16 protein-coding genes are annotated in these 13,565 nt (G+C 63.9%); 7 read left to right on the top strand and 9 right to left on the bottom strand.

What is annotated here, in order from left to right; translation table 11 throughout:
* Window positions 1–51: 51 nt before the first annotated feature.
* Window positions 52–1,362 carry a sn-glycerol-3-phosphate ABC transporter substrate-binding protein UgpB gene (gene ugpB, locus VEC01_RS13875; protein WP_324901487.1) on the bottom strand — a complete coding sequence of 437 codons (1,311 nt, stop codon included), beginning with the start codon at window positions 1,360–1,362 and terminating at the stop codon, window positions 52–54.
* 116 nt (window positions 1,363–1,478) lie between these two features.
* Between ugpB and ubiA the strand changes: the two genes are divergently transcribed.
* The 4 genes from ubiA to VEC01_RS13855 all read left to right on the top strand — a co-directional run bounded on the left by ubiA (window position 1,479) and on the right by VEC01_RS13855 (window position 3,431).
* Entirely contained in the window at window positions 1,479–2,348 is an 870-nt protein-coding gene (gene ubiA, locus VEC01_RS13870) for a 4-hydroxybenzoate octaprenyltransferase (RefSeq protein ID WP_324901486.1), read from the top strand.
* A gap of 95 nt (window positions 2,349–2,443) precedes the next feature.
* A complete protein-coding gene (locus tag VEC01_RS13865) occupies window positions 2,444–2,761 on the top strand; it encodes a DUF883 family protein (protein ID WP_324901485.1) in 318 nt (105 codons plus the stop codon).
* 5 nt (window positions 2,762–2,766) lie between these two features.
* Window positions 2,767–3,132, top strand: a complete 366-nt coding sequence (locus tag VEC01_RS13860) for a phage holin family protein (RefSeq protein WP_324901484.1) — start codon at window positions 2,767–2,769, stop codon at window positions 3,130–3,132.
* A complete protein-coding gene (locus VEC01_RS13855; RefSeq protein ID WP_324901483.1) occupies window positions 3,129–3,431 on the top strand; it encodes a YqjK family protein in 303 nt (100 codons plus the stop codon). Before VEC01_RS13860 ends, VEC01_RS13855 begins: the two co-directional genes overlap by 4 nt.
* Here VEC01_RS13855 and proC read toward each other — a convergent pair whose 3' ends face one another.
* Together proC and VEC01_RS13845 are read right to left on the bottom strand one after the other, a co-directional pair.
* Window positions 3,432–4,256 carry a pyrroline-5-carboxylate reductase gene (gene proC / locus VEC01_RS13850; protein WP_324901482.1) on the bottom strand — a complete coding sequence of 275 codons (825 nt, stop codon included), beginning with the start codon at window positions 4,254–4,256 and terminating at the stop codon, window positions 3,432–3,434. It abuts the gene before it with no gap.
* Window positions 4,246–4,950, bottom strand: a complete 705-nt coding sequence (locus VEC01_RS13845) for a YggS family pyridoxal phosphate-dependent enzyme (RefSeq protein WP_324901481.1) — start codon at window positions 4,948–4,950, stop codon at window positions 4,246–4,248. The genes proC and VEC01_RS13845 overlap by 11 nt, the downstream gene beginning before the upstream one ends.
* Window positions 4,951–5,023: 73 nt before the next feature.
* Here VEC01_RS13845 and VEC01_RS13840 point away from each other — a divergent pair, with 73 nt between their 5' ends.
* From VEC01_RS13840 to VEC01_RS13830, 3 genes are read left to right on the top strand one after another with little or no spacing between them, the layout of a single operon-like run.
* Window positions 5,024–6,067 (top strand): type IV pilus twitching motility protein PilT, encoded by a 1,044-nt coding sequence (locus VEC01_RS13840; RefSeq protein ID WP_324901480.1) that lies wholly within the window; start codon window positions 5,024–5,026, stop codon window positions 6,065–6,067.
* 45 nt (window positions 6,068–6,112) lie between these two features.
* On the top strand, window positions 6,113–7,249 hold the full coding sequence (locus VEC01_RS13835) for a PilT/PilU family type 4a pilus ATPase (RefSeq protein ID WP_324901479.1): 1,137 nt from the start codon (window positions 6,113–6,115) through the stop codon (window positions 7,247–7,249).
* Entirely contained in the window at window positions 7,246–7,731 is a 486-nt protein-coding gene (locus tag VEC01_RS13830; protein WP_324901478.1) for a glutathione peroxidase, read from the top strand. The genes VEC01_RS13835 and VEC01_RS13830 overlap by 4 nt, the downstream gene beginning before the upstream one ends.
* A 44-nt stretch (window positions 7,732–7,775) precedes the next feature.
* On the opposite strand, the gene VEC01_RS13825 is transcribed toward VEC01_RS13830, so the two are convergent.
* The 6 genes from VEC01_RS13825 to VEC01_RS13800 all read right to left on the bottom strand — a co-directional run bounded on the left by VEC01_RS13825 (window position 7,776) and on the right by VEC01_RS13800 (window position 13,343).
* Entirely contained in the window at window positions 7,776–8,246 is a 471-nt protein-coding gene (locus VEC01_RS13825) for a hypothetical protein (protein ID WP_324901477.1), read from the bottom strand.
* A gap of 82 nt (window positions 8,247–8,328) precedes the next feature.
* A complete protein-coding gene (locus tag VEC01_RS13820) occupies window positions 8,329–9,054 on the bottom strand; it encodes an LrgB family protein (RefSeq protein WP_324901476.1) in 726 nt (241 codons plus the stop codon).
* Window positions 9,051–9,383 carry a CidA/LrgA family protein gene (locus tag VEC01_RS13815; RefSeq protein WP_324901475.1) on the bottom strand — a complete coding sequence of 111 codons (333 nt, stop codon included), beginning with the start codon at window positions 9,381–9,383 and terminating at the stop codon, window positions 9,051–9,053. Before VEC01_RS13815 ends, VEC01_RS13820 begins: the two co-directional genes overlap by 4 nt.
* A gap of 160 nt (window positions 9,384–9,543) precedes the next feature.
* On the bottom strand, window positions 9,544–10,779 hold the full coding sequence (gene glcF, locus VEC01_RS13810) for a glycolate oxidase subunit GlcF (protein ID WP_324901474.1): 1,236 nt from the start codon (window positions 10,777–10,779) through the stop codon (window positions 9,544–9,546).
* 2 nt (window positions 10,780–10,781) lie between these two features.
* Complete coding sequence (gene glcE / locus VEC01_RS13805; RefSeq protein WP_324901473.1) at window positions 10,782–11,849, bottom strand: glycolate oxidase subunit GlcE; 1,068 nt, start codon at window positions 11,847–11,849, stop codon at window positions 10,782–10,784.
* 9 nt (window positions 11,850–11,858) lie between these two features.
* A complete protein-coding gene (locus VEC01_RS13800) occupies window positions 11,859–13,343 on the bottom strand; it encodes an FAD-linked oxidase C-terminal domain-containing protein (RefSeq protein ID WP_324901472.1) in 1,485 nt (494 codons plus the stop codon).
* Between the last annotated feature and the right edge of the window lie 222 nt (window positions 13,344–13,565).

Here is a 13,565-nt window from a genome sequence, read left to right as displayed (position 1 = left end):
TGGGATTCGCTTCGCTCAACCCACCCTCCAGGATACCGATGAGCGCTCCCCTTACCTGTTCGCCTTCTCGAACCGTACCAGCAGTTCGTCGCCGCGCCGCACCGCGTTGTCCAGCGCCTCCTTCGCGGTCTTCCTGCCGCCCCACACCTGCTCCAGTTCCTCGTCGACGATGGTACGGATCTGTACGAAACTGCCCAGGCGCAGGCCGCGCGACTTGGCGGTGGTCTTAACGATCATCTGCTGCACCGCGACCTGCGGGCCGGGGGACTTCTCGTAGAAGCCGGACTTCCTTGTGAGCTCATAGGCCGCGGTCGTGATCGGCAGGTAGCCGGTTTCCTGGTGCCACTTCGCCTGCACTTCCGGCTGCGACAGGAACTTGAAGAATTTCGCGACGGCCTTGTATTCCTCGGTCTGCTTGCCGCTCATGACCCATAGCGACGCGCCGCCGATGATCGTGTTCTGCGGCGCGCCCGGTTCGTCGCTGTAGTAAGGCAGCGGCGCGACCGCGAACTTGAACTTGGCGTTCTTGCTGATGTTGGCGTACGCGGAACTGGACGACGTCAGCATCGCGCATTCGCCGGAGTAGAACTTCGCCTCCGGTTCGTTCTTGCGGCCGGCATAGGTGAAGTAACCCTGCTTGGCCCAGTTGGCGAGGTTTTCGATGTGCTTGACGTGCAGCGGACTGTTGAATTTCAGGCGGGCATCGAGGCCGCCGAAGCCGTTGTTCTTCGACGCGAATTCCACGTTGTGCCAGGCGGAGAAGCTTTCCAGGTGCACCCAGGACTGCCAGCCGGTGGTGTAGGTGCATTTCTCGCCGCCGGCCTTGAGCTTGGCGGCCGCCGCCAGGACTTCCTGCCAGGTTGCCGGCGCCTTGTCCGGGTTCAGGCCGGCCTTGGCGAACATGTCCTTGTTGTAGTAGAACACCGTGGTCGAGCTGTTGAACGGGAAGGACACCATATCGCCGTTGGGCGCGGTATAGTAGCCGGCGACGGCGGGGACGTACACCGCGGGATCGAACTTCTCGCCGGCGGCCTTCATCACTTCGGTCACCGGCTTGATCGCGCCCTTGGCATACATCATCGTGGCGGTGCCGACTTCGAACACCTGCAGGATGTGCGGCGCATTGCCGGCGCGGTAAGCGGCGATCGCGGCGGCCATCGCTTCGTCGTAGCTGCCCTTGAAGACCGGCGTGACCCGGTAGTCGGACTGGCTCTTGTTGAACTGGTCCGCCAGACCGTTGACACGCTCGCCCAGCGCGCCCTGCATTGCGTGCCACCAGGTGATTTCTGTGACTGCGTGGGCGGACGCGCTCGCCAGCGCAAGCAGGGTCGCAGCCAGCATCGGCTTCACTTGTAACGGCATGGATGTCTCCTCCACTGAAAATTGTATTTTAACCATCAGTTGCGACAGTTGCATTACGATAACTTAAAGCGGCAGGACGCCGCTTATAATTCCATTTTGCAGCGCAATACCGAACCATGAACCGACTCGCCCTGTACGCCAAACTGATCCGCATCGACAAACCCATCGGCATCCTGCTGCTGCTGTGGCCGACGCTGTCCGCGCTGTGGCTTGCGTCGCGCGGCCGGCCGGACTGGAAGCTGGTCGGGATCTTCACGCTGGGCACGGTGCTGATGCGCTCGGCAGGCTGCGCGATCAACGACTACGCCGACCGCGACTTCGACCGGCATGTGAAGCGCACCGCCGAGCGGCCGCTCACGAGCGGCAAGATCGCACCCTGGGAAGCTGTGGCGGTGGCGGCAGTGCTGGCGGCGATCGCCTTCATGCTGATCATCCCGCTCAACGCGCTGACCAAGCAGCTGTCGGTGGCCGCGCTGGTGATTGCCGGCACCTATCCTTACTTCAAGCGCTTCTTCGCGATCCCGCAGGCCTATCTCGGCATCGCATTCGGCTTCGGCATCCCGATGGCGTTCGCCGCGGTGCAGGAGACGGTGCCGCCCGCAGCCTGGCTGCTTTTGATCGCCAATGTCTTCTGGGCGGTCGCGTACGACACCGAGTACGCGATGGTCGACCGGGACGATGACCTGAAGATCGGCATCAAGACCTCGGCGATCACCTTCGGCCGCTTCGACGTGACCGCCGTGATGGCATGTTACGCGGCGACCTTCGCGATCATTCTGATCGTCGGGCTGGAATATGGATTGCAGGCATGGTTTGTCGCCGGCATTCTGGTGGCGACCGGCTGCGCCGCCTATCATTACAGCCTGATCCGGGAGCGCGACCGCATGGGCTGCTTTGCTGCATTCCGTCACAACAACTGGCTCGGCGCGGCGATCTTCGCCGGCATCGCGCTCGACTATGCGACACGGCAGCCGCTGGCCTTCTAGCCGGGGTCAAGCCGCTCCGGTTTGACCCCTCGCAAGATGCTGCGATGTCCGTTGCTTACACTCAAAGTCGCCCTTTTCAACATCAGGAGTGTGCAATGGATACGACTGGACTAGGCGGTGATATCCGGGACCGGCTGCTGGAAGACCTGAGGCTGGTGATCAAGGATGCGGAGGACTTGTTGCGCAGCACCGGGCAACAGGTGGATGAAGGTTACCGTGCGGCACGCGCGCGCTTCGAATCCACGCTGAGCGGTGCCAGGAGCGGCCTGTCCACGCTGGAAGGGCGGGTGACCGAAGGCGCGCGCGACGCGATGGACACCACGCAGAACTACGTGCGCGAAAACCCGTGGCAGGCAGTGGGGATCGGCGCTGCCGCCGGGCTGGTGCTCGGCCTGCTGATCAGCAGGCGCTGAACCGCATGGTGTTCGCCGAATCGCTCGCGCGGCTGGCCGCCACCCTGCTCGCCATGGCGCAGAACCGGGTCGAGCTGGCCGCGACCGAGCTCGAGGAGGAATCGCTTCGCTATTTTTCCTATCTGATGCTGTCGCTCGCGGCGATGTTCTGCATCGGCATCGCCGTCGTCCTCGGCGTGCTGCTGGCCGTCGTGCTGTATTGGGAATCGCATCGTGTCGCCATCCTCGCGACGCTGACGGCTGCGTTCGCCATCGTCGGCATCATGATCGCGCGGCATGTCCGCAACCTGTACCGCAGCAAGCCGAAACTGCTCGGCCATACCGCCGCCGAACTCGGGCGCGATACCGAACTGCTGCAACCGCCGGCATGAAGACGCGCGCCGAACTGCTCGCATGGAAACGCCAGCAACTGCTGGCGGAAAGCCACGCCCAGCGCGCCGAACTGGCGGTGCAGCTGCAACCGCTGTCATGGCGACTCGAATCGGTGGAGACCGGCATGCGCATCCTGCGACGGGTGCGGCGACACCCCGGGTGGATCGCCGCGGGTGCCGCCGGTCTCGTGCTGCTCACGCCGCGCCGCCTGTCTTCCTGGCTGCGCGCCGGGGCGGCGACAATCCGTACCTGGCGCTCGATCGCGCCGGCGCTGCGGATGCTTTCCGGCCGCGAGTGATCAGTCGCGGCCGAATTCCTCGCCCAGCTCCTTGCCGCGCGCCGCGGCGGCCTTGAGCGCGGCGACGATCGCCTGCTTGACGCCGCTGGCGTCCATGCTGGTCAGCGCGGCGTAGGTGGTGCCGCCCTTGGACGTCACGCGCTCGCGCAGCAGCGATACCGGCTCCGTCGATTGCGCCGCCAGCTGCGACGCGCCGACAAAGGTCGCGATCGCAAGCTGCGTCCCCTGCTCCGCCGAAAGCCCCATTTCCTGCGCCGCCTGCTGCATCGCCTCGATGAAATAGAACACATAGGCCGGACCGCTGCCCGATACCGCGGTCACCGGGTCGATCAGTGCTTCGTCGTCGAGCCATACAGTAGCACCTACCGCGCGCATGATCGCGTCGGCCGCATCGCGCTGCTGCGCGCTCACGCCGGCGCTGGCCACCATGCCGGTGATGCCCTTGCCGATCAGCGCCGGCGTGTTCGGCATGGTGCGCACGATCGCATCATAGCCGCCCAGCCAGCGCGACAGGTCGACCGCGCGGATGCCCGCCGCAATCGACAGCAGCAGCTGGGACGACAGATGCGGCTGTAACTGCAGCACCACTTCCTTCATCTGCTGCGGTTTGACCGACAGCACGATGATGTCGGTATCCGCGAGCGCGGCATCGATCGCCTGCGACGTACTCACGCCGAACTGCGCCTGCAGCTTTTCCAGCGCCGGCGCATACGGATCCACCACGTGGATGTTCGCGCCCGCGGTGAGCTTGCCGGCGAGTCCGCCGATCAGGGCGGTGGCCATGTTGCCGCCGCCGATGAAACCGATCTTCAATTCATTTTGCATAATGTCTGTGTCCGAAAATTGCCGTTCCCACCCGCACGATCGTCGCGCCTTCCGCAATCGCCGCATCCATGTCCGCCGACATGCCCATCGAGAGCGTGTCGAGCGCCAGTCCCTCCGCCCGCAGGCTTTCCAGCAGGCCGCGCAATTGCCGGAACGGCTGGTGCTGCCGCTCCGTGTCTTCCGTCGGCTCGGGAATGGCCATCAGGCCGCGCAATGCAAGGCGCGGCAATCCCGCCACCTTGCGCGCCAGCGCCGCCACCTCGTCCGGCGCGACGCCGCTCTTGCTTTCCTCGCCGCTGACGTTCACCTGCAGGCAGATGTTCAGCGGCGGCAGCTGCGCCGGGCGCTGCTCCGACAGGCGCTGCGCGATCTTTTCGCGGTCCACCGAATGCACCCAGTCGAAGTGCTCGGCGATCGGCCTGGTCTTGTTGCTCTGGATCGGCCCGATGAAGTGCCATTCCAGCGCAAGGCCGGGTCGCGCCGCCCGCACCGCCGTCATCTTGTCGACGGCTTCCTGCAGGTAGTTCTCGCCGAACGCGCGCTGCCCGGCATCCGCCGCTTCGATCACCGCATCCGGCCCGAAGGTCTTGGAAACAGCCAGCAGCGAGACCGACTGCGGATCCCGCAACGCTGTGCGCGCATCTGCAGCGATGCGTTCCCGCACGGCTTGCAAGTTGTAGGAAATTGGAGACATAATCAGTTTGCTCTAGGCAATATTGCCTGGTATTGCGCATTTGGCACGGCGTGGCCGTGCCCAGGGATTATAAATGGACATCTCCGAACTCCTCGCCTTTGCCGTCAAGAATAACGCTTCCGACCTGCACCTTTCCGCCGGCCTGCCGCCGATGATCCGGGTGCACGGCGACGTCCGCCGCATCAACCTGCCGCCGCTGGAACATCGCGACGTGCACGGCATGATCTATGACATCATGAACGACGGCCAGCGCAAGGCGTATGAGGAAATCCTCGAGTGCGACTTTTCCTTCGCCATCCCCGGCCTGGCCCGCTTCCGCGTGAACGCCTACAACCAGGACCGAGGCGCCGCCGCCGTGCTGCGCACGATTCCTTCCAAGGTGCTGACGCTGGAACAGCTGCATGCGCCCAAGATCTTCGCCGACCTCGCGCTGAAGCCGCGCGGCCTGGTGCTGGTGACCGGGCCGACCGGCTCGGGCAAGTCGACCACGCTGGCGGCGATGATCAACCACCTGAACGAAACCGAGTACGGCCATATCCTGACGGTTGAAGACCCGATCGAATTCGTGCATGAATCGAAGAAGTGCCTGATCAACCAGCGCGAAGTCGGTCCGCACACGATGTCGTTCCAGAACGCGCTGCGATCGGCGCTGCGCGAAGACCCGGACGCGATCCTGGTGGGCGAATTGCGCGACCTGGAAACCATCCGCCTGGCGCTGACCGCCGCCGAAACCGGCCACCTGGTGTTCGGCACGCTGCACACCTCGTCCGCCGCGAAGACCATCGACCGTATCGTCGACGTGTTCCCCGCGGAGGAAAAGGAAATGGTGCGCGCAATGCTGTCCGAATCGCTGCAGGCGGTCATTTCGCAAACGCTGCTCAAGACCAAGGACGGCAGCGGCCGCGTCGCCGCGCACGAAATCATGCTCGGCACGCCGGCGATCCGCAACCTGATCCGGGAAGCGAAGGTCGCGCAGATGTATTCCGCGATCCAGACCGGCAGCAGCATCGGCATGCAGACGCTGGACCAGAACCTGACCGACCTGGTGCGCCGCAACGTGATTTCCGCCGCAGCCGCCCGCGCCGCCGCGAAGATCCCGGAAAACTTCCCCGGATAATACAAAGACACCGCGGGCGCGCCGCCCGCGTCGCAAGGAAAGCACATGGAACGCGAACAGGCCACGAAATTCATGCATGACCTGCTGAGGCTCATGCTCAGCAAGAACGGCTCCGACCTCTTCATCACCGCCGACTTCCCGCCGGCCTTCAAGATCGACGGCAAGATGACGCCGGTGTCGAACCAGCCGCTGACCGGCACCCACACCGTCGAACTCGCGCGCGCGATCATGAACGACAAGCAGGCGGCGGAGTTCGAAGCGACCAAGGAATGCAATTTCGCGATCAGCCCGGGCGGACTCGGCCGCTTCCGCGTGTCGGCCTTCGTCCAGCAGGGCAAGGTCGGCATGGTGTTGCGGACCATCACCACCACGATTCCGAAGCTGGAAGACCTCGGCGTGCCGGAAGTGCTGAAGGAAGTGGCGATGACCAAGCGCGGCCTGGTGATCATGGTCGGCGCCACCGGTTCCGGCAAATCGACCACGCTGGCGGGCATGATCGGCTACCGCAACGAGAACAGCTACGGCCACATCATCACCATCGAAGACCCGGTGGAATACGTGCATCCGCACAAGAACTGCATCGTCACGCAGCGCGAAGTCGGGGTCGACACCGCCGACTGGTTCGCCGCGCTGAAGAACACGCTGCGCCAGGCGCCCGACGTGATCCTGATCGGCGAAATCCGCGACCGCGAAACCATGGACTATGCGGTCGCGTTCGCCGAGACCGGCCACCTCTGTCTTGCAACGATGCATGCCAACAGCGCCAACCAGGCGCTCGACCGCATCATCAACTTCTTCCCGGAAGAACGCCGCCAGCAGCTTTTGATGGATTTGTCGCTCAATCTCAAAGCGATGGTATCGCAACGCCTGATACCCTTGAAAGATACCAAGGGCCGTTGCGCGGCCGTGGAAGTGATGCTGAACTCGCCGCTGATTTCCGACCTGATCTTCAAGGGCGAAGTGCACGAGATCAAGGAAATCATGAAGAAATCGCGCGAGCTGGGCATGCAGACCTTCGACCAGGCTCTGTTCGACCTGTACGAAGCCGGCAGGATTTCCTACGAAGACGCGCTGCGCAACGCCGACTCGGTCAACGACCTGCGTCTTGCGATCAAGCTCAACAGCAAGGAGGCGCAGGGCCGCGACCTGTCCAAGGGAACGGAACATCTGGGGATTGTGTGAGCACTGTCTACGATTTCAAAGCGAACAGCCTCGACGGCAAGCCCGTCGACCTGCAGCAATACCGCGGCAAGGTGCTGCTGATCGTCAACACCGCCAGCAACTGCGGCTTCACGCCGCAGTACAAGGGGCTGGAAGCGGTGTACCAGCAATTCCGGGACAAGGGTGTGGAAGTGCTCGGCTTCCCCTGCAATCAGTTCGGCGCGCAGGAACCGGGCACCGCCGACGAGATCGGCGCCTTTTGCGAGCGCAACTATGGCGTCTCCTTCCCGCTGTTCGACAAGATCGACGTCAACGGCGACGGCGCGCATCCGCTGTTCAAGCATCTGAAAAGCGAAGCGCCCGGGCTGATGGGCACCGAAGCGATCAAGTGGAATTTCACCAAGTTCCTGGTCCGCAAGGATGGCCGCGTGTACAAGCGCTACGCGCCGCAGACCGAGCCGAAGGAACTGATGAAGGATATCGAGAAGCTGCTGGCGGAGTGACGGACAAGAAGCCGCCTTTGCAACTTCCGTAGTTTCCTTTCGTATTACTTCGGCAAGACGTCCAAGCTTGACTCCTGATTTTCATACACGGCCTTTACTCTTGGATGCGACAAGAGTTGTTCTCTTGCACGTCGATCAGGCACATACACTTTTACCATTGGCATTTGGCTGAAATCGCCAGTGACATACGCATCGCCTAGACGTCCATTCGGAAAAACAGCTGCCTTCAATGCGTCGAGTTCACGTTTGGTCTCCTCGTTTATCTCATGATCGTTAAAACGGATGCCCTTGGCTTTCCTCCGTTCTTTTTCTTTTTCCGTAATCGACCTGCTATCCAGTAGAACAAACAGCTCTTGGGGCAATCCTTCGCTAACGATATCCCTGCCCATCGAGGGACGTAGCAATGGATTGCCAGGCGCAATGATGTTTGAGCAACCGATACATGCGAGCGTCAGGACTATTACAGCAGTTGCATTGATAAAAGTGATCTGCCTTGTGTGAATGTATTTCTTCATGCATTCCCCCCAATACAAATCTGGTAGGACGAAAATCCATCGTTAGCAAAAACATCGAGCACCTCAAGACGGGAACGCCTCCTCAGGCGGCCTGCAGCAGCTTCAGCACCAGGGGCAGCAGCAACGCAGTCAGGATGCCCGCCAGCCCCATCGCCAGCCCGGAGAACGCTCCCATCTCCTCGCTCACCTGGAACGCGCGCGCGGTACCGATGCCATGCGAGGTTGCGCCCAGCGCAAAGCCGCGGATCCCGTGATCCCTGATCTTCAGCAGGTCGAACAGCCAGCGCGCCGCCACCGCGCCGAGGATGCCGGTCAGGATCACCAGCACCGCCGTCAATGACGGCAAGCCGCCGATCTTTTCCGCCACGCCCATCGCGATCGGCGTGGTCACCGCTTTCGGCGCGAGCGACAGCACGGTTGCGGGCGACGCGCCCAGCGCCCATGCCACGCCCATCGCGCTGGCGATCGCCGCCGTCCCGCCGACCAGCGCGCTGGCGAGCAGCGCAAACCAGTTGCGGCGCAGCTTCGGCAACTGCTGGTAGAGCGGAATGGCCAGCGCCACCGTTGCCGGTCCGAGCAGGAAGTGCACGAACTGCGCGCCCTCGAAGTAGCGCTCGTACGGCGTCGCCGTCAGCGAGAGAACCGCTACCAGCAGCGCCACCGCGGTCGCGACCGGGTTGGCGAGCGAATTGAACCCGCTGCGCTGGTACAGCGCATAGGCGAGCTGATAGGCAAGCACGGTCGCCGTCAGCCACAGTAGCGGCGACGCCGACAGATAGACCCAGACCTGCCCGATGCCCGCGTTCATTTCTGCAACCACTTGAGAACGAGCGCGGTGACGACCAGCGAGACCGCCGCGCTGATCACGAGCGCGGCCAGCAGCGGCAGCCACTCCGCGGCGACACGCTGCGCATGGACCATGATGCCGACGCCGGCGGGGATGAACAGCAGGGAAAGGTGCTTGAGGAATTCCAGCGCGGTCGGCGCGAGCGCGGCAACCTCATTCGGCCGGGCAAGCAGCCAGCAGAACAGCATCAGCATGCCGAGCACCGGGCCCGGCACCGGCAGCGAAAACGCAAACGACAGGCCTTCGCCCAGCGTCTGGAATACAAGCAGGACTGCGAAGGTTTTGATCACGGCGCCTCCTTGTTGCAAGTATAACAAGGAGGCGAAGCCGATAAGTCTCATTCACCTCGGAAATAGAGACGAAAATGCCCCGGCGCCGTTGCCCTGTCGAGAACCGGGATACCTGGGAAGAAGTCGATTCGGGCGCCATGCGGCAAGCGCCCGGTCTCGATTATCGGGTGTTTGCCGCGAGCGCCCGGTCGATCAGCTCGACCCAGTGCGTCACCGGCATGTCGGTCCCCGACTGCAGGTGCGTCTGGCAGCCGATGTTGGCCGACACGATCAGGTCCGGCCTGGTCGCGTGCAGGTTGGCCAGCTTGTTGTCGCGCAGCCGGTAGGACAGCTCCGGCTGCAGCACCGAATAGGTGCCGGCGGAACCGCAGCAAAGATGGCTGTCGGCGCACAGTTGCACGTCGACCCCGACCGCACGCAGCAATCCTTCCACCTTGCCGCGGATCTGCTGCCCGTGCTGCAGCGTGCACGGCGGGTGGTAGGCGACGCGCTTGGCAATCCTGCCGTCCAGCTTTTTCTGCAATTCCGCTTCGAAGGCCGGCAGGATCTCGCTCAGGTCCCTGGTCAGTTCCGAAATGCGCTTCGCCTTGGCCGCATACTTCTCGTCATGCGCGAGCAGATGGCCGTATTCCTTCACCGTCACGCCGCAGCCGGACGCGGTCATCACGATCGCTTCCACGCCCGATTCGACGTAGGGCCACCAGGCGTCGATGTTGTTGCGCATGTCGTCCAGGCCGCCGTCCTGGTCGTTCATGTGGTAGCGGATCGCGCCGCAGCAGCCTTCCTTCGGCGCGACCACCAGCTGCACGCCGAGCGCGTCGAGCACGCGCGCGGTCGCCGCATTGATGTTGGGCGCCATCACCGGCTGCACGCAGCCGTCCAGCAGCAGCATCTTGCGCGCATGCTGGGCCGCGGGCCAGCGCCCGGCGTCCTGCTTGGCCGGCACCTTGTTCTTCAGCACCTGCGGCAGCAGCGGACGCACAAGCTGCCCGGCCTTCATCGCCGGATGGAACAGCCACTTGCGCGGCAGCGCTTCCTTGAGCACGGTGCGCATCACCCGCTGCGCCAGCGGGCGCTTCACCTGCTGCTCGACCACCTTGCGGCCGATATCGACCAGGCGGCCATACTGCACGCCGGACGGGCAAGTCGATTCACAGTTGCGGCAGGTCAGGCAACGGTCGAGGTGGGTCATGGTCTTGAAGGTCGCCCGCTTGCCTTCGAGCACCTGCTTCATCAGGTAGATGCGGCCGCGCGGCCCGTCGAGCTCGTCGCCCAGCAACTGGTAGGTGGGACAGGTCGCGGTGCAGAAACCGCAGTGCACGCACTTGCGCAGGATGGCGTCGGCCTCCTCGCCTTCGCGCATGTTCTTGATGAAATCAGCGAGATTGGTTTGCATCGTTAAAAACCGTTGTACATCCGGCCCGGATTGAAGATGCCGGCCGGATCGAATGCGTTCTTGAGGTTGCCGTGGATCTTCGCGACGGCCGGTGCGAGCGGATGGAATACGCCGGCGCTCTTGTCGCCGCCGCGGAACAGCGTCGCATGGCCGCCCGCGCGTTCGGCAGCCGCTCGCACGCCTGCCGCGTCGGAGTCCGTGCGCAGCCAGCGCTGCGCGCCACCCCATTCGATCAGCTGTTCGCCTCCCAGCGCCAGCGGCGGCGCAACCGGCGGGACCGACAGCCGCCACAGCGCGGTCGGCCCGCTGGTCGCAGCGAAGAATCCATTGCCCTGGTTGCGCAGCTCGTTCCAAAAGCCTGCGGCCTGGGTTTCTTCCTCGCCGCCCATCTTCTGCACAGCCGCTTTCACTGCCGCCTGTGCGCCGGACAGGCGCACGATCAGCACGCCGCCGTGCCATGCGCTTGCCGAAAGCGGCAGCGGTTGCCCGCCCCACTGGTTCAGGCGCTCGATCGCTTGCTGCTCGTTCATCTCGAAGCGCAGCGTGGTTTCGGAAAAGGGTTTCGGCAAGACCTTGAGCGACACCTCCACGATCAGGCCGAGCATGCCGAGCGAGCCGGCCAGCAGGCGCGACACGTCGTAACCCGCGACATTCTTCATCACCTGCCCGCCGAAGCGCAGCACCTCGCCCCTGCCATCCATCAGCCGCGCGCCGAGCACGAAGTCGCGCACCGCGCCCACTGCCTGGCGCCGGGGACCGGACAGGCCGGCGGCGACCACGCCGCCGATCGTCGAGCCGGGGCCGAAATGCGGCGGCTCGAAGGCCAGCATCTGGTTATGCTCGTCCAGCGCCGCTTCGATCTCGGAAAGCGGAGTGCCGCAGCGTGCGGTGATCACCAGTTCGGTGGGCTCATACGCGATGATGCCGCGGTATTCGCGCGTATCGAGAATCTGACCGTGCAGCGCCTGCCCATACCAGTCCTTGGTGCCGCCGCCGCGGATGCGCAGCGGCGTCTTGCTTTCGGTCGCCGTGATGACCGCGTCGCGCCATTGTTGCAATACCTGTTCCATACCTTCCCTTCAAAAGCGCGGCAGGTGCGCGAACTTCATCTGTCCGCCGGTCACCCGCATCTTTCCGTTTTCGGCGCAGCGGTTAAGCGTCGGAATGGCCTTGTCGGGATTGAGCAAGGAGACGGTGTCGAACGCCCTCTTGACCGCAAGGAAAGCTTCCAGTTCCTTCGGCGCGAACTGCACGCACATGGAATTGATTTTCTCGATGCCCACGCCGTGCTCGCCGGTGATGGTGCCGCCCACCCGCACGCAGAGTTCGAGGATGTCGGCGCCGAACGCTTCCGCGCGCTCGAATTCGCCTTCCTTGTTGGCATCGAACAGGATCAGCGGATGCAGGTTGCCGTCGCCCGCATGGAACACGTTGGCGCAGCGCAGGCCGTGCTTCTTTTCCATTTCGGTAATGCTGGTCAGAACCTGTGCCAGATGCTTGCGCGGGATGGTGCCGTCCATGCAGTAGTAGTCGGGCGAAATGCGCCCCGCCGCCGGGAACGCGTTCTTGCGGCCGGACCAGAAGCGCAGGCGCTCGGCCTCGTTCTGCGATACCGCGATCGCGGTTGCACCGGAGGATTTCAGCACCTCGCTCATGCGCGCGATTTCCTCCTCGACCTCTTCCGGCAAGCCGTCGGATTCGCACAGCAGGATGGCTTCGGCCTCGGTGTCGTAGCCCGCCTTCACGAACGGCTCGACCATGCGCGAGGAAGTCTTGTCCATCATTTCCAGGCCGGCGGGGATGATGCCGGCCGCGATCACTTCCGCCACCGCGTCGCCGCCCTTCACCACGTCGTTGAACGACGCCATGATCACGCGCGCGATCTGCGGCTTGGGCACCAGCTTGACGGTCACTTCGGTGACCACGCCGAGCATGCCTTCGGAACCGATGAACACTGCCAGCAGGTCGAGGCCGGGCGCATCCAGCGCCTCGCTGCCAAGCTCGACCACGTCGCCGTCGATGGTCACCATGCGCACGCGCAACACGTTATGCACCGTCAGGCCGTACTTCAGGCAATGCACGCCGCCAGAGTTTTCCGCGACATTGCCGCCGATCGTGCAGGCAATCTGCGACGACGGATCGGGCGCGTAGTACAAGTTGTGCTGCCCGGCAGCGTCCGAGATCGCGAGGTTGCGCACGCCGGGCTGGACCACCGCGGTGCGCGAATACGGGTCCATCTTCAGGATGCGGTTCAGGCGCGCGGTCGACAGCACCACGCCGTCCGCGATCGGCATTGCCCCTCCGGACAGGCCGGTACCCGCGCCGCGCGGCACGATCGGCACCTTCAGTTCGCGGCAGGTCTTCAGGATGTCGACCACCTGCGCCTCGGTCTGCGGCAGCACCACCACCATCGGCAGCTGCCGGTAGGCGGCCAGGCCATCGCACTCGTAGGGGCGGGTGTCTTCCTCGTTGAACAGGATGCAGGCGTCAGGCAGCAGCCGGCGCAATGCAGCCACCACTTCGCGCTGGCGCTCGAGGGTGAATGAGGGTTGGGGGGCGTTCATGATGCATTCCTGGCTGGTTCAGCGTACACAGGGAGTGTAGCGAAAACCGGCTGCCGCGGCGGCAATGAAGGCGTGAATTCTTTTCAACGCAGGCTGCAACCGGACGCAACAGACGGCGGAAGGCGGACCGGATCGGCGCGGGTATCATCCACCGGCTCACACCGGCTTGCCGGCGCGGGATACCCCTTCCAATCCTGGTTGAATTCTTTTCAAGTTGTCGCA

This window comes from Noviherbaspirillum sp. (assembly GCF_035627455.1).
GTDB lineage: Bacteria > Pseudomonadota > Gammaproteobacteria > Burkholderiales > Burkholderiaceae_D > Noviherbaspirillum.
This window is presented reverse-complemented; position numbering and strand designations above follow the sequence as displayed.